Origin of the sequence: Desemzia sp. C1, assembly GCF_020882875.1 — a bacterium.
Taxonomy (GTDB): domain Bacteria; phylum Bacillota; class Bacilli; order Lactobacillales; family Carnobacteriaceae; genus Desemzia; species Desemzia incerta.
Window position 1 is genome coordinate 1,065,300 of sequence record NZ_JAJIZP010000003.1, and the last position, 18,591, is coordinate 1,083,890.

General features: G+C 36.2%; 17 protein-coding genes and 1 tRNA gene. 14 read left to right on the forward strand and 4 right to left on the reverse strand.

Annotated elements, in window-relative coordinates:
* Positions 1-78: 78 nt before the first annotated feature.
* The 5 genes from rpsF (at position 79) to rplI (ending at position 3,953) form a co-directional block, all read left to right on the forward strand.
* A complete protein-coding gene (gene rpsF, locus LMF32_RS05615) occupies positions 79-378 on the forward strand; it encodes a 30S ribosomal protein S6 (RefSeq protein ID WP_092480423.1) in 300 nt (99 codons plus the stop codon).
* Positions 379-420: 42 nt separating this feature from the next.
* Positions 421-936, forward strand: a complete 516-nt coding sequence (gene ssb / locus LMF32_RS05620; RefSeq protein WP_092480422.1) for a single-stranded DNA-binding protein — start codon at positions 421-423, stop codon at positions 934-936.
* A 27-nt stretch (positions 937-963) separates the two neighbouring features.
* Complete coding sequence (rpsR, locus tag LMF32_RS05625; protein ID WP_092480421.1) at positions 964-1,200, forward strand: 30S ribosomal protein S18; 237 nt, start codon at positions 964-966, stop codon at positions 1,198-1,200.
* 270 nt (positions 1,201-1,470) lie between these two features.
* Positions 1,471-3,504 (forward strand): DHH family phosphoesterase, encoded by a 2,034-nt coding sequence (locus LMF32_RS05630; RefSeq protein WP_230524117.1) that lies wholly within the window; start codon positions 1,471-1,473, stop codon positions 3,502-3,504.
* Positions 3,501-3,953 carry a 50S ribosomal protein L9 gene (gene rplI, locus LMF32_RS05635; RefSeq protein ID WP_092480419.1) on the forward strand — a complete coding sequence of 151 codons (453 nt, stop codon included), beginning with the start codon at positions 3,501-3,503 and terminating at the stop codon, positions 3,951-3,953. The genes LMF32_RS05630 and rplI overlap by 4 nt, the downstream gene beginning before the upstream one ends.
* Positions 3,954-4,096: 143 nt before the next feature.
* On the opposite strand, the gene LMF32_RS05640 is transcribed toward rplI, so the two are convergent.
* Positions 4,097-5,377, reverse strand: coding sequence for an ISL3 family transposase (locus LMF32_RS05640; protein WP_230524118.1), 1,281 nt, complete (start codon positions 5,375-5,377; stop codon positions 4,097-4,099).
* Positions 5,378-5,680: 303 nt separating this feature from the next.
* Between LMF32_RS05640 and dnaB the strand changes: the two genes are divergently transcribed.
* The 7 genes from dnaB (at position 5,681) to LMF32_RS05675 (ending at position 14,184) form a co-directional block, all read left to right on the forward strand.
* Positions 5,681-7,066: a replicative DNA helicase gene (dnaB, locus tag LMF32_RS05645; RefSeq protein WP_230524119.1), complete on the forward strand. Its 1,386-nt coding sequence runs from the start codon at positions 5,681-5,683 to the stop codon at positions 7,064-7,066.
* A 186-nt stretch (positions 7,067-7,252) separates the two neighbouring features.
* Positions 7,253-8,545 (forward strand): adenylosuccinate synthase, encoded by a 1,293-nt coding sequence (locus tag LMF32_RS05650; RefSeq protein ID WP_230524120.1) that lies wholly within the window; start codon positions 7,253-7,255, stop codon positions 8,543-8,545.
* 136 nt (positions 8,546-8,681) lie between these two features.
* Positions 8,682-9,110, forward strand: a complete 429-nt coding sequence (locus LMF32_RS05655; protein WP_230524121.1) for a hypothetical protein — start codon at positions 8,682-8,684, stop codon at positions 9,108-9,110.
* Between the two features lie 74 nt (positions 9,111-9,184).
* Positions 9,185-9,257 (forward strand) — tRNA-Lys (locus LMF32_RS05660).
* A gap of 356 nt (positions 9,258-9,613) precedes the next feature.
* Positions 9,614-10,966 carry a Trk system potassium transporter TrkA gene (gene trkA / locus LMF32_RS05665; protein ID WP_230524122.1) on the forward strand — a complete coding sequence of 451 codons (1,353 nt, stop codon included), beginning with the start codon at positions 9,614-9,616 and terminating at the stop codon, positions 10,964-10,966.
* A gap of 13 nt (positions 10,967-10,979) precedes the next feature.
* Positions 10,980-12,431, forward strand: coding sequence for a TrkH family potassium uptake protein (locus LMF32_RS05670; protein ID WP_230524123.1), 1,452 nt, complete (start codon positions 10,980-10,982; stop codon positions 12,429-12,431).
* A gap of 289 nt (positions 12,432-12,720) precedes the next feature.
* On the forward strand, positions 12,721-14,184 hold the full coding sequence (locus tag LMF32_RS05675; RefSeq protein WP_230524124.1) for an alpha-amylase: 1,464 nt from the start codon (positions 12,721-12,723) through the stop codon (positions 14,182-14,184).
* Positions 14,185-14,273: 89 nt separating this feature from the next.
* Here LMF32_RS05675 and LMF32_RS05680 read toward each other — a convergent pair whose 3' ends face one another.
* From LMF32_RS05680 to LMF32_RS05690, 3 genes are all read right to left on the reverse strand, one after another.
* On the reverse strand, positions 14,274-14,738 hold the full coding sequence (locus tag LMF32_RS05680) for a YtxH domain-containing protein (protein WP_230524125.1): 465 nt from the start codon (positions 14,736-14,738) through the stop codon (positions 14,274-14,276).
* Positions 14,739-14,774: 36 nt separating this feature from the next.
* Complete coding sequence (locus LMF32_RS05685; RefSeq protein ID WP_230524126.1) at positions 14,775-15,206, reverse strand: hypothetical protein; 432 nt, start codon at positions 15,204-15,206, stop codon at positions 14,775-14,777.
* A gap of 332 nt (positions 15,207-15,538) precedes the next feature.
* Complete coding sequence (locus tag LMF32_RS05690) at positions 15,539-16,948, reverse strand: ISLre2 family transposase (RefSeq protein WP_230524127.1); 1,410 nt, start codon at positions 16,946-16,948, stop codon at positions 15,539-15,541.
* A 246-nt stretch (positions 16,949-17,194) separates the two neighbouring features.
* Here LMF32_RS05690 and LMF32_RS05695 point away from each other — a divergent pair, with 246 nt between their 5' ends.
* Positions 17,195-17,716, forward strand: coding sequence for a PTS glucose transporter subunit IIA (locus LMF32_RS05695; RefSeq protein ID WP_230524128.1), 522 nt, complete (start codon positions 17,195-17,197; stop codon positions 17,714-17,716).
* A 169-nt stretch (positions 17,717-17,885) separates the two neighbouring features.
* Entirely contained in the window at positions 17,886-18,590 is a 705-nt protein-coding gene (yycF, locus tag LMF32_RS05700; protein ID WP_230524129.1) for a response regulator YycF, read from the forward strand.
* Position 18,591 lies beyond the last annotated feature (1 nt).

Genomic DNA, 18,591 nt, shown 5'->3' on the forward strand with positions numbered 1-18,591 from the left:
GTAATCTACTCGTTAGAATACTCTCCTTGCTCTTTTTGCAAAAAAAGGGCCAAAGTCCACAAGGAGGTGACAGTCAAGATGAGTCAAACAGCAAAATACGAAATTTTATACATTATCCGTCCTAATATCGATGAGGCTGAAAAAACAGCTTTAGTAGAACGCTTCGATAACATTTTAAAAGATAATGGTGCTGAGGTAACAGAATCTAAAGACTGGGCGAAACGTCGTTTAGCATACGAAATTAAAGGTTACAGAGAAGGTTTATACCGTCTCGTACATTTAACTTCTTCAGATGCAGCGGCTATCAATGAATTTGATCGCTTAGCTAAGATTAATGAAAATATCTTACGCCATATGATCGTTAGAGAAGACGACTAATTTAATTGTTTCACGTGAAACAATTTGAAGGGAGCGGATGTAGTGATTAATAATGTTGTGTTAGTTGGAAGAATGACTAAAGATGCAGATTTACGATATACGTCTAATGGAACAGCTGTTGCTTCTTTTACAGTAGCTGTAAATAGACAATTCACTAATCAAAGTGGAGAACGTGAAGCAGACTTCATCAACTGTGTTGCTTGGAGAAAAACTGCTGAAACGTTAGCAAATTTCACTAAAAAAGGATCATTAGTTGGTGTAGAGGGTCGTATTCAAACACGGTCTTACGATAATCAACAAGGTCAAAGAGTTTATGTTACTGAAGTAGTAGTAGATAATTTTTCAATGCTTGAACCGAAATCTGTTACAGATCAACGACGAGTAGAGGACAATGGATCAGCGCCTTCTTCTAAAAACTTTAATTCTTTTAATACTAATCAGAATAGATCACAATCCCAACAAACTCCTGCAAAAGACTATCAAAACTTTGGAAGCTCTGATCCTTTTGAATCAAGCGGACAACCTATTGATATCTCTGATGATGATTTACCGTTCTAATAATCGATAATTAAAGGAGGAAATGAAATGGCTCAACAACGCAGAGGCGGACGTAAGCGCCGTAAAGTTGATTTCTTTGCTGCTAATCACATTGAAAAAGTAGATTACAAAGATGTCGAACTTCTAAAAAGATTTATCTCAGAGCGTGGTAAAATTTTACCTCGTCGTGTAACTGGAACATATGCTAAAAACCAACGTAAGTTGACTAAAGCTATCAAACGTGCACGTGTTATGGGATTATTACCATTCGTTACAGCTGAATAAAAACAAACTGTATTAAAGACCGTGAGCTTACACTTTCACGGTCTTTTTAATTTTTGTACTCAAATGTTTCATGTGAAACATTTGAGTAAGAAATTATATGAAACAATAACTGCTGGTAAAGATTAAGCTGAGATTCTAAGGAGGAGTAGTGGGCTGATTCCTAAGAGTGAGAAGCCTTAGAGACTGTATAAACGTTCTAGTATCTTAATTCGATAAATGGTAGAATAGAATGGAGCGGCAAACAGAGATGAAAAGGAAAAGGAGTTATAAATGAAAAGCAAACTAACAGATGAAAAACTCCCTCAATTTTTAAAAAACGAGAACGTTAAGATATCTGTAGGAGTATTAATCTTGATGCAATTGGTTATTATTATATTAGGGTTTTTTTCTAATATCAGCATAGGACTTGTCATGCTTATAATTTTTCTTGTTTTCTTATCTTTACTTTATGTTTTTTCACAACGATTGATTGAAAAAATCAATAAATATATCGAAGATCTTTCTTATCGCATTAAACGTGGTGAGCAAGAAGCCTTAATTAAAATGCCCATTGGTATTATTTTATTTGATGAAGAATATAAAGTTCAGTGGACAAACCCCTATTTTCAATCTCATATAGGATATCAAGAAGAAGTATTAGGGAAGAAAATTGAGGAAATCGATGAAGAATTGAATCAACTGATTCAAAAAAGTTATGCGGATAATGCATCCACGATCGTGTGGGGAGACAAGAGTTATCGAATCATTATTCAAGAAGACATCAAAGTTATTTATTTGATGGATATTTCAGAGTACAGTCAAATTAAAAAAAGGTATCAGGATGAAAAGTTTGTTCTAGGAAACATATTCGTCGATAATTACGATGAAATCGTGCAAGGGATGACGGATAGAAATATTTCTAGTATCAATACTTTCATTACGACTCAATTATCTAATTGGGCAAAACAACACAGAATTTACTTGAAGCGTGTATCTGAAGATCGTTTTATCGTATTTATGCATCGTAAATCTTTAGAGCGTATGGAAAAAGAGAACTTTAGTATACTCGATCAAATACGAGAAAAAACGTCTAAACAGAATATTCCATTAACTTTAAGTATTGGTGTTGCCTACACTGAAGCAGATAAAGAAGATGAGAATTTAGATGAATTAGCTAGTTTGGCTCAAAGCAACTTGGACTTAGCTTTAGGTCGTGGTGGAGACCAAGCGGTAATCAAATCTCTTTCAGGTGAAATGCGTTATTACGGTGGTAAGACAAATCCAATGGAGAAGAGAACACGCGTTCGCTCTCGGATGATTAGTCAAGCTTTACAAGAATTGATGAAACAAGCTGATCAAGTAGTTGTTATGGGGCATGTGAATCCTGACATGGATGCTATAGGTTCTGCGTTAGGGATTAGAAGAATCGCCCAAATGAATAATAAGGAAGCTTGGATAGTAGTTGAACCAAAACAATACAGTCATGACATTGAAAAGTTATTGGAAGAAATAGAAACAGACAATCAAATCAGCCGTTACATTATTACACCAGAAGTAGCTGAAGAGATGATGACAAAAAATACACTTATTATTTTAGTCGACTTCCATCGACCATCTATGGGAATCGCTCCGAATTTACTGAAGCAAAAAAACAGAGTAGTGGTCATTGACCATCATCGTCGAGGAGAAGAATTTCCAAATAATCCAGCGTTGGTTTATATAGAACCTTATGCTTCGTCGACAGCTGAATTGGTCACAGAGTTGTTTGAATACCAATCTCAAGAAGCAGAGTCGATTACTAAGCTTGAGGCTACTGCTATGCTGGGTGGAATCGTAGTAGACACTAAGAGTTTCTCTTTACGCACGGGTTCTAGAACGTTTGATGCTGCTAGTTATCTTCGTTCATGTGGGGCAGATGCTGTTCTAATCCAACGATTATTAAAAGAAGATGCGGATACGTACTTATTGCGCAGCCATTTGATAGAATCGATGGAATTTGTGACAGATAATATAGCAGTTGTTACTGGTGAAGAAAACAAAAAGTATGATACAGTAGTAGCAGCGCAAACTGCGGATACAATGCTTTCTATGACGAATGTAGATGCGGCTTTTGTTATCTTCAAACGACAAGATGATCGCATAGGTATCAGTGCTCGAAGCTTAGGAGAAATAAATGTTCAAGTAATCATGGAAGAACTAGGCGGCGGAGGGCATTTATCCAACGCAGCTACTCAATTAGAAAATACTTTAGTCAGTGAAGCTAGAACGCAACTTCACGAGGCTATATTAGCACATTATTCTACCAAGGAGGATGCAACAATATGAAAGTAATTTTTCTACAAGATGTTAAAGGTAAAGGAAAAAAAGGAGAAGTAAAAGAAGTTCCAAACGGATATGCTTCTAACTTTCTTTTCAAAAAAGGATTGGCTAAAGAAGCAACGCCATCTAGTGTAAGTGAGTTAAAAGGAAAGAAAAAAGCTGAAGAGAAACAGGAAGCTGAAATTTTAAAAGAAGCAAAAGAACTGAAGGCTTTCCTAGAAAAAGAAGAAAACGTAATTGAAATCAAATCTAAAGCTGCTGATGATGGACGCTTATTTGGATCAGTAACTACAAAACAAATTGCTTCGGCAGCTAAAAGCCAATTGAACGTTGAATTAGATAAAAGAAAAATTGAACTGAATGTTCCAATGCGTTCGTTAGGAACTCAAACAATGGATGTTAAAATCCATCCTGAAGTCGTAGCGGAAATTACGGTTCGAGTAGTATCCGAATAGCAAATAGAATAAATGGATTGTAAGACTAAGTAAGCTAGCCTAAATTATATGGCTCTTTGTCAAATAGTGTTGGTAAGAAAATAATTCAATAAAATGAAGTATCCAATAGAGTATTCAAACCTAGTCGTTTGAATACTCTATTGCTATTTTTGAACCGTATTACAAGATAAAAGAATACGGGTTTTAAACTTGGTAAAACGACGAAAACCAAAAGCAATTCGCTTCAATACTTTGATTTTGTTATTCGTCCCTTCTAACGGTCCATTTGTGAAGGGATAAGAAAACGTGTTTTCTACGTAGATCTGGTATTTTTTAAGCGTTCGTAAACTAGTTTTCATATAAGAGGAGAGCCCTTTAGGAGCTGATTTTAAACAATCATTAAACATGGCGTAGTCTTGCTTATCAAAGGCGTATAATAGGCGTTGATAAAAGTCATAGGTCACCTTAAAGGTGTCTCCTAAATCCAATAAGTAATCGACAATTCCTCGTTGTGTTTTCATTCCTTTGAATAAGCGTTGGTAAGTGTAGTCAAAGGAATGAAGATTTTTCTCTTTTTTTAAGACGAGCGGCCAGTAGTTTTTTAGCTTACGATACTTTTTCATCTCTTCTCCATCAGAGGTTCGGTAAGAGTTCATTAAGGCTACTCTTGTTTGATTCATCGAGCGACTGATGAGCTGGACTAAATGAAACGGGTCAATAATGATTTTTGCCTTGGGAAAGAGTTCGTTGATTAAAGTAAAATAAGGTGCATTCATATCAATAACGATAGTTTTAACCTTTAACCGAGTTTTGTAAGCATATCTTCCAAAATGCAGCCGTAAGGTTGTCAGTTTTCTATCAGGGAGAACATCGAGTACTTGGTGCGTTTCAGCGTCCATATAAATAAAGCTTAACTTCTTAGAGACCGATTTAAATTCATCAAAACAAAGGTTCTCAGGAAGCCATTCGGTATTCAATTTATAGTGGTTTCCTAACAACTCCAAGATTCTCGAGGTGGATGCAACACTAACATGGTGCCGTTTAGCCAAATCTTTTTCAGAAATTTTATCCGCTGCTTCAATCGCAATGGACTGTTTTGTTTGCTTTGAAATAAAACAATGACGAGCCACTTCGTCTGTTTCCGCAGAAAAGGTAGACGCACATTGCTTACAGAAAAAACGTTGTTTTTTCAAAAACAAATAAGTAGGGTAGTGAGTCGGACTGTTTAAGGTAATGCGCGATTCTTTATACCCATGTTTGATAATAGAGTACTCTTTTTTCTTCATGCCGCAGTTGGGACACCGTTCAGGTGTGTAAGTTAATGTAGCATAGAAAGCTTTAGCAGACCGCTCTTTTAGCTGAATATCTTTACAAAATTCTTTTTCAAATTGAATGTTTATATCTTTCAAATTCAGTGAAGTTCTTATAGAATGAGAGTAGGACATGTGAGATTCTCCTTTAGAGTGGTTGTGTAGTAACTTCATTCTATCGAAAATCTCCACATGTCTCTATTTTTTTGCCAAAAAAGAGTGCTAGTGATTTTTCTTCACCAACACTAAAAATTATAGAACCAATTATATTTTGGCTAGCTTAGTTTGTCTTGTGGCAAAATAATTAAACTATAAACAAAACTGAACAAGTGTTCGCTATATTGGATTGTATTCTTAATTCTTTTGAGTTAGAATAATGACAGAAAACATCGGATAGGAAATACGATTTCTTATGTGTTTGAAAGGAAGTAGAAAAACTTGGCAAATGAAGCATTCCAAGATCGTTTACCACCACAGAGTATTGAAGCTGAACAAGCAGTACTAGGATCTATCTTTTTAGATGCGGATACATTAGTTGGTGCTTTAGAGTTTATTGAAGCAAAAGACTTTTATAGACGCGGACATCAGTTGATTTTTCAAGCGATGATGAATTTGAACGATGAAAATGAAGCAATTGATATTGTTACGGTAACAAACGCACTAGAATCAAAAAATCAATTAGAAGATGTGGGCGGAATCCCTTACTTAGCAGATTTAGCGGTTGCGGTTCCTACTGCAGCTAATATGGAGTATTATGCAAAAATCGTTGAACAAAAGTCTATTCTGCGGAATTTAATCCATACCGCTACGGAAATCGTTGCTAAAGGATATGAAGAATCTGATGAGGTTGCTTCGATTTTAGATGATGCTGAACGAAGTATCTTAGAAGTTTCTGAAAGACGAAGCAGGACAGGTTTTTTGTCCATTTCAGACATCTTGAACTCTACTGTGGCTCAAATTGATCAACTGTATCAAAACGATGAAGAAATCACGGGGTTACCCACTGGTTATAAATTGTTGGATAAGATGACCGCCGGGCTGCAAAAAGAAGAATTGATCATTCTTGCAGCTAGACCAGCCGTTGGTAAAACGGCATTTGCTTTGAATATTGCACAGAACGTTGGAACTAAAACAGATGAAACAGTAGCTATCTTCAGTTTGGAGATGGGTGCTGAGTCTCTTGTTAACCGTATGCTGTGTTCTGAAGGAAGCATAGACGCCAGTCATTTAAGAACGGGTAACTTAACAGAAGAAGAATGGCAAAGTTTGATCATCGCCATGGGTAGTTTGTCTAAAGCGAGTATTTATATTGACGATACACCAGGAATACGTGTAGCGGAAATTAGAGCGAAATGTCGTCGATTAAAACAAGAAAAAGGCAACTTGGGGCTTATTTTAATTGACTACCTTCAATTGATTGAAGGGACTGGTAAAGAAAGCCGTCAGCAAGAAGTATCAGAGATCTCTCGTCAATTGAAAAAATTAGCCAAAGAATTGAAGGTTCCTGTTATTGCGCTGTCTCAATTGTCTCGTGGTGTAGAACAAAGACAAGATAAAAGACCTGTTTTAAGTGATATTCGAGAATCAGGATCTATTGAACAAGATGCGGATATTGTTGCTTTTCTTTACCGTGATGATTATTACGATCGAGAAGGTCAAGACAATGATGATGATAATAGTGAAGCAGATGAAGATAATGTTATTGAAGTCATTATTGAAAAAAACAGAAGTGGTGCAAGGGGAACAGTCAAGTTACTGTTTATCAAAGAGTATAATAAGTTTTCTTCTTTATCTTATTATCCTGAAGATGCTATCCCGCAATAATCGAAAGCTTATAAATGAACGCTCACGTTCGTTTATAAGCTTTTTTATTATTGTTTTATTGAAAATAGTTCGCTTTTGAACTGTTTTTTCAATAAAAAAGATATTAATATTCGTTTTTTATTGAATAGTAGTCTCTTTCTTGGTACACTACTAAAGGATTTTTAAAAATATGAATGAGGTGTTTATATGTCTTCTGTAGTAGTGGTCGGTACGCAATGGGGCGATGAAGGTAAAGGAAAAATCACAGATTTTTTGAGTGAAAATGCTGAAGTAATTGCTCGTTATCAAGGTGGAGATAATGCAGGACACACCATTGTATTTGGTGGAGTAACATATAAACTTCATCTGATTCCTTCTGGAATTTTCTCTTCAAAAAAAATCAGCGTCATAGGGAACGGAGTAGTTGTAAATCCTAAAGCTCTGATTAAAGAATTGGCTTATTTGCATGAAAGAGGAATCAGTACAGATAATTTAAGAATATCAGATCGAGCTCATGTCATATTGCCTTATCACATTCAATTGGATCAATTGCAAGAAGAATCTAAAGGCGAAAACAAAATAGGGACTACCATTAAGGGAATTGGTCCAGCTTATATGGACAAAGTTTCTCGAGTAGGAATCCGTATTGCCGATTTACTAGACAAAGAATTATTTGAAGAACAATTGCGCAGAAACTTAGAAGAAAAAAATAGATTGTTTACTAAATTATATGACTCAACAGAAATTGCTTTTGAAGACATCTTTGAAGAGTACTATCAATATGGTCAAGAAATCAAAAAATATGTGACAGATACTTCAGTAATTTTGAATGAGGCATTAGATGCTGGGAAAAATGTATTATTTGAAGGCGCGCAAGGGGTTATGCTGGATATCGATCAAGGAACTTATCCATTTGTGACTTCTTCTAATCCTGTAGCAGGCGGAGTTACTATAGGAAGCGGAGTTGGTCCGTCAAAAGTCAATAAAGTAGTTGGCGTATGTAAAGCTTATACGTCTCGTGTAGGAGACGGTCCTTTCCCTACTGAGCTGCATGATGAAATCGGCCAAAGAATTCGAGATATTGGAAAAGAATACGGTACAACAACTGGACGTCCGCGTCGTATTGGATGGTTTGATGCTGTGGTGATGCGTCATTCAAAACGTGTTTCAGGTATTACGAATCTGTCTTTGAATTCTATTGATGTGTTAAGCGGATTGGACACGGTTAAAATTTGTACAGCTTATGAGCGTAATGGAGAAAAAATCTTGCATTATCCAGCAAGCTTAAAAGAACTAGCAGAGTGCACACCAATTTATGAAGAGTTACCAGGCTGGAATGAAGATATTACTAACTGCCGTTCTTTAGAAGAATTGCCAGAAAATGCTCGTAATTATGTAAATCGTATCTCTGAGCTGGTCGGTGTTCGTATTTCTACTTTCTCAGTAGGACCTGGTCGAGAACAAACGAATATTTTAGAAGATATTTGGTCTGAAGGATAAGACAATAGGAATAAAAACAAGTTCTTTTATTAACGTTATTGATTATTGAATATTTTGATGTAAAATAAAATTACAGACGTGTTTTATTTAAGGTTGATTTACTAACAAGCTTCTCCTTAGTAAAGGGGTGTTGTTGTTGAAAATCACAAAATATTTGATGATCTGTATAGTGTTTTTTTCAATTTTTATGACAGGCTGTTCAAACGAAGCCAATTCTTCGGGAAATAAAATCATAGTGCAAAAGCGCGTGGGAGAAGAAGATCAATACGAGTTATTTAAAGAAATAACGGATAATGATGTCGTAAAAAAAGCAGCGGAGTTACTAGAAGATGTACGATGGAAAAATGGAGTCGTATTAATGACACAGCCTCCGCATTACAAATCTCAATTTGAAGGCGATGATCAGTCGATTGGTTCGAATTATGATCTATGGATCAGTCCAAATAAGGACCAAGTTGAGCTTGTAATAGAAGAACAAGAAAAATATATTCAACTCAATAAGAATCAATCTGCTGAATTGTTTGAGTTCGTCACAGAATCTCAACTAATAAACAGCAATGAATAATTCCAGATTTAATGATAAAAAAAATTGCATCACAGTAAAAAGATGTGCTATAATTTTTTTACTGTGATACGAACGGGTTGTTAGCTCAGTTGGCAGAGCAGCTGACTCTTAATCAGCGGGTCGAGGGTTCGAGCCCCCCACAGCCCATATATTGGATAGCCAAATCCATGAGATAGTTATACGTTAATGCGAAAGCATGTAAAAACGTGTGCTATCTCTTTTTTTATTTTTAAAAGGTTATAAGATATAAATTGATTCAATAGCTGCTGTTTTAGAGCTTAGTTATGCAGATCGAAAGTTGATAATAAGTACATATATAAAACTGATATTATTTCCCAGGAAATAATATTTCATAGAATCATTGTATTTTCTACTCATTCTGCTAGAATACATCTGTTGACCACTTTTTATTTTTTATTTGAATGAGTAATTATTTAACAGCACATACCATTACCAATTATTGTTGCAGTTATAATGCAATCATATTAGGAGGAAGAATACTTATGAATATTATCATTGCTGGAGGCGGAAAAGTTGGAGAAGTTTTATGCTCTGAACTTTCGTCTGAGGGGAATGACATTATATTGATGGAAAAAAATAGTAAAAGATTGAACGCCCTGATTAGCAAATATGATATAACAGGCATAGTTGGAAATGGAGCTAGTTATGATTTGCAAATGGAAGCCAATGTTCCAAAATGCGATATATTCATTGCGGTAACGTCACAAGATGAAATCAATATTATGTCGGCTACGATTGCTAAAAAATTAGGAGCCAAATATACGATTGCTCGAGTGAGAAATCCAGAATATACAAAGCATCTGGATTTCGTAAGAGAAAGCCTTGGAATTACAATGATGATTACTCCTGAACTAGAATCAGCAAAAGATATTATGAAAGTAATCAAATATCCTACTGCATTAAGTGTAGAATCATTTGCTAATAATCGAGTGAATATAGTAGAACTAAAGATTAAGGCAAATAGTCCTTTACGAGATATGAGTTTAAAGAATTTTAGAACACGTTATGGGAATATCTTAGTGGCTATTATTCAACGGGGCGATGAAGTGCTTATTCCTTCTGGAGATGATTTTCTAAGAGAAGGAGATCATATTTTTGTTGTCAGCTCATTAAAAGAGGTGAACAAGTTTTATAAGCTGATTGGAGACAATCGAGCTAAAATGAAATCAGTTTTGATTGTTGGCGGAGGACGTATCACGTACTATCTAATCAATATGTTAAAAGAGTATAAAATGGACATAAAAGTCATTGAAAATGATCCGGAAAAAGCGAGAGAGTTAAGTGATGTTTTTCCTAACATTATGGTCATTCACGGAGATGGTACGGATCAAGAGTTTTTAGAAGAAGAACGTCTGGAAGCCTATGATGTATTTATCAGCTTAACAGGTGTTGATGAAGAAAACATCATTACATCCTTATACGCTTCTCAAAAAAATGTGAAGAAAATCGTGACGAAGGTGAATAGAACACTGTTGTTGAAAATATTTGGGACTATGGGACTGCAAACAGTTGTGACTCCAAAGAGAGTGATTGCTAATAGTATTTTACAATTTGTCCGTTCATTAACGAACACATCTGTTTCAAATGTAGAAGCTTTATTCAGATTAGCAGACAATCAAGTAGAGGCTCTCCAATTTAAAGTGAAAGAAACTAGTCGTGTCATAAATAAGCCGTTAGAAATTTTGCCAATAAAAAATCATTTGTTGATTGCGTATATCATTAGAGGGAAAAAATTGATCGTTCCAGGTGGACAAGACGTAATCAAACCAAATGATCATATTATTGTGATTACAAAAGAAAAAAAATATGATGATATAGACGATATTTTAAAATAAAGGAGCAGCACAATTGAATTTTAGCATGGTAAAATATACGATTGGGAGACTATTGCAAGTAGAAGCAATACTATTAGTCGCTCCATTGGTAGTCAGTTTGATTTATCGAGAAGAATGGAAATATCCGTTTAGTTTTTTATCTATTAGTTTACTGTTACTGACTATTGGTTATTTACTAAGCAGTAAAAAGCCGATTAAAAAGAACATGTTTGCTAAAGAAGGATTTATAATTGTTTCTTTATCATGGATCTTGCTATCATTTTTCGGTTCACTTCCGTTTGTGATAAACGGAGATATACCTAGATTGATTGATGCTTTTTTTGAAACCAGCAGCGGTTTTACAACTACTGGATCAAGCATTTTGACTGATGTAGAAGCCTTAGCTCAGTCTTCTTTATTTTGGAGGAGTTTTACTCATTTGATTGGTGGAATGGGAATATTAGTATTTGCTTTAGCAATATTGCCTCAAATAGAGTCTGAATCTGTACACATCATGAAAGCTGAGGTACCAGGACCAGTTTTTGGCAAGTTGGTTTCAAAACTCTCATCTTCAGCGCGTATTTTATATAAAATCTATTTGATTTTGACTGCTGTAGTAGTGATTTTGCTCCTTTTTGGAGGAATGAACTTTTTTGATGCCTTATTGCATGCCTTTGGCGCAGCTGGTACTGGAGGGTTTGGTATCAAAAATGGAAGTATTGCTTCTTACGATAGTGCGTATATAGATTATGTATTAAGTTTTTCAATGTTGATTTTCGGTGTGAATTTTAACTTATTTTACTTAGTGCTGATAGGGCAAATCAAAGAAGTGCTTAAAAGTGAAGAACTGAGATGGTACATAGGCATTGTTTTAGCAGCCGTAACGTTGATTTGCCTAAATCTTTTTTCTCATTATGATTCTTTTTGGAGAATGCTCCGTGATGTCTTTTTCTCAGTTTCATCTATTATCACTACCACTGGTTTTTCTACCGCTGACTTTGGCAGTTGGCCCGTATTTTCTCAAACTGTTTTGCTTATCTTGATGTTTTTTGGAGCAAGTGCTGGTTCTACAGCGGGAGGATTAAAAATTTCCAGAGTAGCTATTTTATGGAAAACAGCCGTTTCTGAATTCAAAAGAAACGCTAATCCTAATAGAATAGTGACGATCAAGTATGAAGGGAAGCCTTTAGATAAAGAAGTCAAACATAGTGTAACGAATTATTTCGTTATTTACATGATCATCTTTTTTGCTTTGTTACTGCTGATTAGTTTTGATGCACCTGACTTCACGTCTGCTTTTAGTGCAGTAGCTGCTACCTTCAATAATATTGGGCCTGGTCTGGGTACTGTCGGTCCATTAGCAAGTTTTGCACATGCTAGTGATTTTTCTAAACTGGTTTTATCATTTGCGATGATAGCAGGAAGGCTGGAAATCTTTCCAATCTTAATTTTGTTCAATCGAAATACATGGCGAAAACATATATAGGGTAATAGGAGCCGTACAAATGTTATCTAACCATGTTTCTTCAATTAAAGGCCGAACGAGAAAATAACATTCTCGTTCGGCCTTTTGTTTATAGATTTCTAGTATTGCTTTTCGTACTGTGTTCAAAAAGCAGATATTTGAATTATCATATGGAACTTTACTATTATTCCCAACTCCTTGGAGCTTTAAAATTGCTATTAAATCAATAAAGTTTTATGATTTAGTTATATTTGTTTTTTAACAGTACTAATACTATAGATTCTATTGAATTTATTTAGGGGGAAGAACGATGGTTATGAATGGAACAATGATGCAATATTTTGAATGGTATATTGATGCTGACGGAAAACATTGGCAGCGTCTAAAAGAAGATGCGGCACATTTACACGACATTGGCATTACAGCTGTCTGGATTCCACCGGTATTTAAAGGGGTAACACATAACGATGAAGGTTACGGTATATATGACTTATATGATCTAGGTGAATTTGATCAAAAAGGCGGAATTCGTACGAAATACGGGACTAAACAAGAATTATTAGATGCCATAGAAGAACTTCATAAATATGGAATTCAAGTTTATGCAGACGTTGTATTGAACCATAAAGGCGGAGCAGACGAAACGGAACGTTTCATGGCAGTAGAGGTAGCTGAAGATGATCGAAACAAAGAAATATCCGAACCGTATGAAATTGAAGGATGGACAAAATTTACTTTCCCAGGACGCCAAGGAAAATATTCTGACTTTATATGGAACTATCATCACTTCAGCGGTATTGATTATGATCAGATAAACGATAAGAAAAGTATTTTTCGTATTGCGGAAGATGGTAAAAGTTGGGCGGATGATTCAGCAGTTGCTAATGAGTTTGGTAATTATGACTATTTGATGTTTGCAGATATCGATTATGATAATGCAGATGTGGTTAATGAGGTTAAAAATTGGGCCAGCTGGTTTATCAAAGAAACTGGAATAGACGGGTTTAGATTAGATGCTGTAAAACACATCCATGCGGACTTCATTAATGATCTCGTATGTGGAATAAGAGAAGAATTCGGTGAAGACTTCTTTGTAGTAGCTGAGTATTGGGACCAAAAATATGGAAATTTGAAAGAATACTTAAATACCCTTGATGAAGACATCAGCTTATTCGATGTTTCGCTGCATTACAAGCTATCCAACGCATCTAAAGAAGGCAATGCATATGATTTGCGCCCATTATTTGACGAAACATTGATGCAAAAAAGACCCACTTCGGCAGTTACATTTGTTGATAACCATGATTCTCAACCGTCTCAAGCATTAGAATCTTATGTAGAGCCTTGGTTCAAACCACTAGCTTACAGTATTATTCTATTGAGAAAGTATGGATACCCTACAGTCTTTTATGGTGATTATTATGGATTGAAAGGTGAGAATCCAATTGACGGGCAACCAGAGATATTGGATAAATTGATTTGTGTTAGAAAGAATTATGCTTATGGTGAACAAGTTGATTATATCGATCATGCTAATTGCATTGGCTGGACGAGATCGGGGGATGAAGATCACCCAGATGGATTAGCGGTTGTGCTATCTAATAGTGAAGAAGGCTTTAAAGAAATGTCCTTCGGTGAAGAGAGAGCTGGGGAAGTCTTTTATGATTACTTGGGACATCGTCAAGACGAAGTCACATTAGATGAGAATGGTGTAGGAATCTTCCCAGTAAATGCTGGTTCAGTTTCAGCATGGGTGAAAAAAGTAAACGAGTAATCTTTTATTCAAAAATTTAAATCAGCAACAATAAAAGCCCTGTAAAACCATTAAGATTGGTTTTACAGGGCTTTTAATTGTTGAATATTTTATAAAGGATTGTTTGGGTTATGCGGATCAAGCGGATCTACTGCAGGATGCTCAGCTGTTGGTAAAACATCTGGCTCTACAGGCGGTACCGGTAAATCTCCAGCTCCAGCAGGATCCGGATGAGTAAGTCCATTAGGCGGAGTCACTAAATCTGTTGGTTCAGGTGGCATAACGTCTGCTTTTTCTTGATGCGGATGATACAAATCATTTTCAATATCCGCAATCGTTTCGCTCAACTCAGGATCTGGATTTGCATAATCCATTTCTTCTCCTACTTCCTGATAAGTTTGTTTGAACTCATCCGCTAATTCATTTACTCTATCCATAGCTTTATCTTTTAAATCTAAACCTTGTTCTTTTAAATCTTCTCTTAGTTCTCTCCCTGATTTAGGAGCAAAAAGTAAAGCAGTTGCTGCTGCAGCTAATCCAACGATCAACGTTTTTCCCATATTGCTGTTTCCCATAATATGACCCTCTTTTCATTATTAATTAATTGTCTGTTATTTTTTACGGCGTTTCTCAAACATGATTTGAGCAGTTTTTCCTGCTTTGACAAGAGCTGGGAAAGTTCGTTTAGTAGTTTTCCCAGGAGATGTCACAAATTGATTTTTTAATTCCGTTCCGGAAGTTTTTAAGTGATTGACTGAATCACTAAATTCCGAAGTTTTTGATGAAAATTCTTCGATATACTGTTGTTTATTTGTGACGTCTTGGATCATCGACTCAGCACGAGTTTGGATATTGGTAACTTTTGTATTGATGGCATTTATATCATTGTTGAATCGATCAACGGTATGATTAACATCCAACACAACAGTATTTACTTCATCCATTAAACTGCTGATTCGTTTTTTCATTATCAACCCGCCAACAACAAGACCGACAATAGCTAATACGACAATAGCTATGGCAATATAAAATCCAATAGACATAGTTGAAATTGACCTCCTATCAGTATATTTTGAACATATTATGAACGCAAGTTGGCTTAAAATCAAGCAAACCACTTACGCTTACTTTGATAACGTTGTTTCTAAATGAGAAAACCCTTTATTCTAAGTTTAGTCTATCATTTATCTTAAATTTCTCCAAACAAAAACAGTTGCGCGTTTGTGTCAAGTTTTTCTCGAGCGTCCTATTACTCCGCTAGTTTAGGCACTCTATTTTTGTACACTTGTCAGCTACCGCACGGCTCCGCCGCTTGCTAGCCCATCTTTTGGAAGAACGTTCCTAAAACCAGGAACCTTCTCCCAAAAGACAGGAATTAACGAAAACTTTTGATTAATTGTCCTATTGCCGATGAATGAGAGGCATATAATGGAATCGTCCCATTCTTTGCACCAACTGATTGCCGTGTTTTCTCATGCAATAACGACGATAAACGAACCGTTTGTTTCAACTTGCGTTGTTGCCGAGTACTTCTATTTTGCTGATGAAGATAGGCTTCGCGTAAGGTGTGATTGAACATGCCTTGTTTTACTTTTACCATAGCTTCACAGCCTTCTGCGCTCCAATGCATCCCACGTTTTTTCATTCGAAAAGAAATATGCCGTTGATTCGACTCCATTGCGCCTAAACCTCTTGCGTCCTTCGGCACTTGTTCTGCTTTTTCACGCCAGTCGAAAATCCGATCCCAATTCCGTAATACGTATGTTCTGAACGTATTCAATTTTTCCACTGCCGGTGTCTCGTCTAATGTACTTTCATACGTATCCAACCAAATAGTTAATTCATCTAAATCATACGTTTTTAATGCTTGACGGACATGCTGTTTAAAAACGTTAGTTTGCGATCCAAACGCGCGGTTTAAGCCTTGGAAGACATGATAAGAGTCTAGTTGATTTAAAACAGGATAGTTCGATTGAGAAAAAGCTTCTTGGAATTTGTCTGCGGTATACCCTTGTCCACCGTCACTATTGGTAATGATTTGAGCTTGCTGTAAGGCATAATGATTCGCTGTAAAAGCTTGGACTTCTGCCCAAAAACCAGCGGTTTTTTTAGTCGTCATGATGGCTTTAGGTTCTTTTAAAGAAACGCGCTTTCCGTTTTTCTCCCAGCCTTCGTAAAGGATGGCATGACGAACTTCTAAGCTTTTTTTCTTTTCTGTCCCACGTACAAAAACCCCATCCGCTTCGGCGTAAAAATAGTCCACCTTTTTTCCTTCGGGCAACTCCGTGGCTTCTTCTAGTTCCAATACATTTTCTTCATCCTCACGTGATTGTGCTGCTCCAACGCGTTTAAGAAGACTGCCGACTGTTTGATGACTCAGCGTAATGGCCGTCCATTCGTTTAGAATAGCTGCGGTATCTCGATAAGTAGCTTTACTCACCAACTCTGACACTTTTACTTCTACTAGTGGGCTATGGCGTTGATATTTTCGAATGCCTAACCATTCATCTAGTGGATAATGGTTCTGATTATTAGTATCCACCATTAGCGTACGCCGGTACCGAACGGGACCGAAGATAAATTGAACCGTTTTCCAATCTGCTCGTTTTACTTTCCAACCTTCACGTTGTTTTTCCTCTTTGATCACTTCGTTGAAGTTCGACAAAATCTGACCCATTAACTGAGCGAACACATCATACATATAGCCTTGAATCGCTTCTTCTGTTTCTATTAAGTTGCTTGAATCCTTTATTATTTGATAAACCTTTGATATAATCTTATCCATAAGAAGGCCTCTTTCATTTATGTATTTGCCCTGCAAAGCATACATTTATGATAAAGTGCCTTCTTTCTTTTTTCCAGTAAAATTATTGGCTCTCGAGAACTATTTTACACATACCAGTTGCGCAAATGTGAATACAGTGACGATACCGTGAGAAAAAAGTAGGAAAAGTGTAGTAATAACCCTTTATTTGTTTTACAATACAAAAAGATAAGGCAAATAGAATAGAGATAGTTGGAGGAAAATAAGTTGGCGCAAGCAAACAATTCAAATCATGTTGACGATCGACAAAAGTGGGACAGGTTCCAGCTTGTAACTGTTGCTGATGGAGAAATTATTCGCTTGGAAGAAGTTCCAGATCCTGTTTTTTCAGAAAAAATGGTAGGTGAAGGATTTGCTGTCATTCCGACATCAGAATACGTTGTGGCTCCTGTCAGCGGCGTATTATATCAAGTTGCAGACACTTTACATGCCTATGTGATCGAAACAGATGAAAGCGTTGAAGTCTTAGTACACATTGGTATCAATACGATCAGTCTGCAAGGAAAAGGATTCCAATCTGATTTAAAAAAAGGGATGCATGTTACTAAAGGAGACGTACTGGCTACGTTTAGTCGAGCGTACTTTGAAGAAAAAGACATTCCATTAGTTATACCAGTAGTAGTTATAAAAGGTATGGATGACGAGACTACAGTAAAAATGGATTACACAAAAGACGGTATTGCAGGAGAGACTGTAGCCATGTGTGTATCTAGAGAAGAACAAAACTAGATGCTCAAATGAAAGCTGCACCTGATAAAGTGGTGCGGCCTTTTTAGTCATATTGGCGTATGAAAAGATTGTTACCCCTTTTTGCACTTCTTTTCTAGATTATGTATAATGAAAGTTAGGAAAATGCGTTTTATATAGATAATTACTCGTATATCGAGGAGGGCAGAAGATGAAAAAAATATTGGTTGTAGACGATGAGAAACCAATCTCAGATATTATTAAATTTAATTTAACTAAAGAAGGTTATGATGTTTATACTGCTTATGACGGAGAAGAAGCCGTTGAAAAAGCAGAAGAAATTGTTCCAGATTTAATTGTATTAGATTTAATGTTGCCAAAAATGGATGGCTTGGAAGTTTGTAGAGAAGTACGCAAAAAACATGACATGCCGATCATTATGGTAACAGCAAAAGATGCTGAAATCGATAAGGTATTAGGGCTTGAACTTGGAGCTGATGACTACGTAACGAAACCTTTTTCAAATCGAGAGCTAGTGGCGCGTGTCAAAGCCAACTTGAGAAGACAGCACACAAGAGCACCTCAAGTTGAAGAAGAAGTTTCAAATGATATCGAAGTAGGAGCGTTAGTGATTCACCCTGATGCATATATTGTGTCAAAACGCGGAGAAACGATTGAGTTGACACACCGTGAGTTTGAATTGCTGCATTATCTAGCTAATCATTTAGGACAAGTGATGACTAGAGAGCATTTACTGCAAACTGTGTGGGGCTACGATTATTTTGGAGACGTTCGTACAGTCGATGTAACAGTTAGACGATTAAGAGAAAAAATAGAAGACAAACCAAGTCACCCAACATGGTTAATTACCAGACGTGGTGTCGGTTATTATTTGAGAAACCCTGAACAGGAGTAGC

Bases quoted from the DNA above. Each gene is read 5' to 3' on its own strand.
- rpsF (WP_092480423.1), top strand. From the start codon at position 79: ATGAGTCAAACAGCAAAATACGAAATTTTATACATTATCCGTCCTAAT.
- rpsR (WP_092480421.1), top strand. From the start codon at position 964: ATGGCTCAACAACGCAGAGGCGGACGTAAGCGCCGTAAAGTTGATTTC.
- LMF32_RS05630 (WP_230524117.1), top strand. From the start codon at position 1,471: ATGAAAAGCAAACTAACAGATGAAAAACTCCCTCAATTTTTAAAAAAC.
- rplI (WP_092480419.1), top strand. From the start codon at position 3,501: ATGAAAGTAATTTTTCTACAAGATGTTAAAGGTAAAGGAAAAAAAGGA.
- LMF32_RS05640 (WP_230524118.1), bottom strand. From the start codon at position 5,377: ATGTCCTACTCTCATTCTATAAGAACTTCACTGAATTTGAAAGATATA.
- LMF32_RS05650 (WP_230524120.1), top strand. From the start codon at position 7,253: ATGTCTTCTGTAGTAGTGGTCGGTACGCAATGGGGCGATGAAGGTAAA.
- trkA (WP_230524122.1), top strand. From the start codon at position 9,614: ATGAATATTATCATTGCTGGAGGCGGAAAAGTTGGAGAAGTTTTATGC.
- LMF32_RS05675 (WP_230524124.1), top strand. From the start codon at position 12,721: ATGGTTATGAATGGAACAATGATGCAATATTTTGAATGGTATATTGAT.
- LMF32_RS05680 (WP_230524125.1), bottom strand. From the start codon at position 14,738: ATGGGAAACAGCAATATGGGAAAAACGTTGATCGTTGGATTAGCTGCA.
- LMF32_RS05685 (WP_230524126.1), bottom strand. From the start codon at position 15,206: ATGTCTATTGGATTTTATATTGCCATAGCTATTGTCGTATTAGCTATT.
- LMF32_RS05690 (WP_230524127.1), bottom strand. From the start codon at position 16,948: ATGGATAAGATTATATCAAAGGTTTATCAAATAATAAAGGATTCAAGC.
- yycF (WP_230524129.1), top strand. From the start codon at position 17,886: ATGAAAAAAATATTGGTTGTAGACGATGAGAAACCAATCTCAGATATT.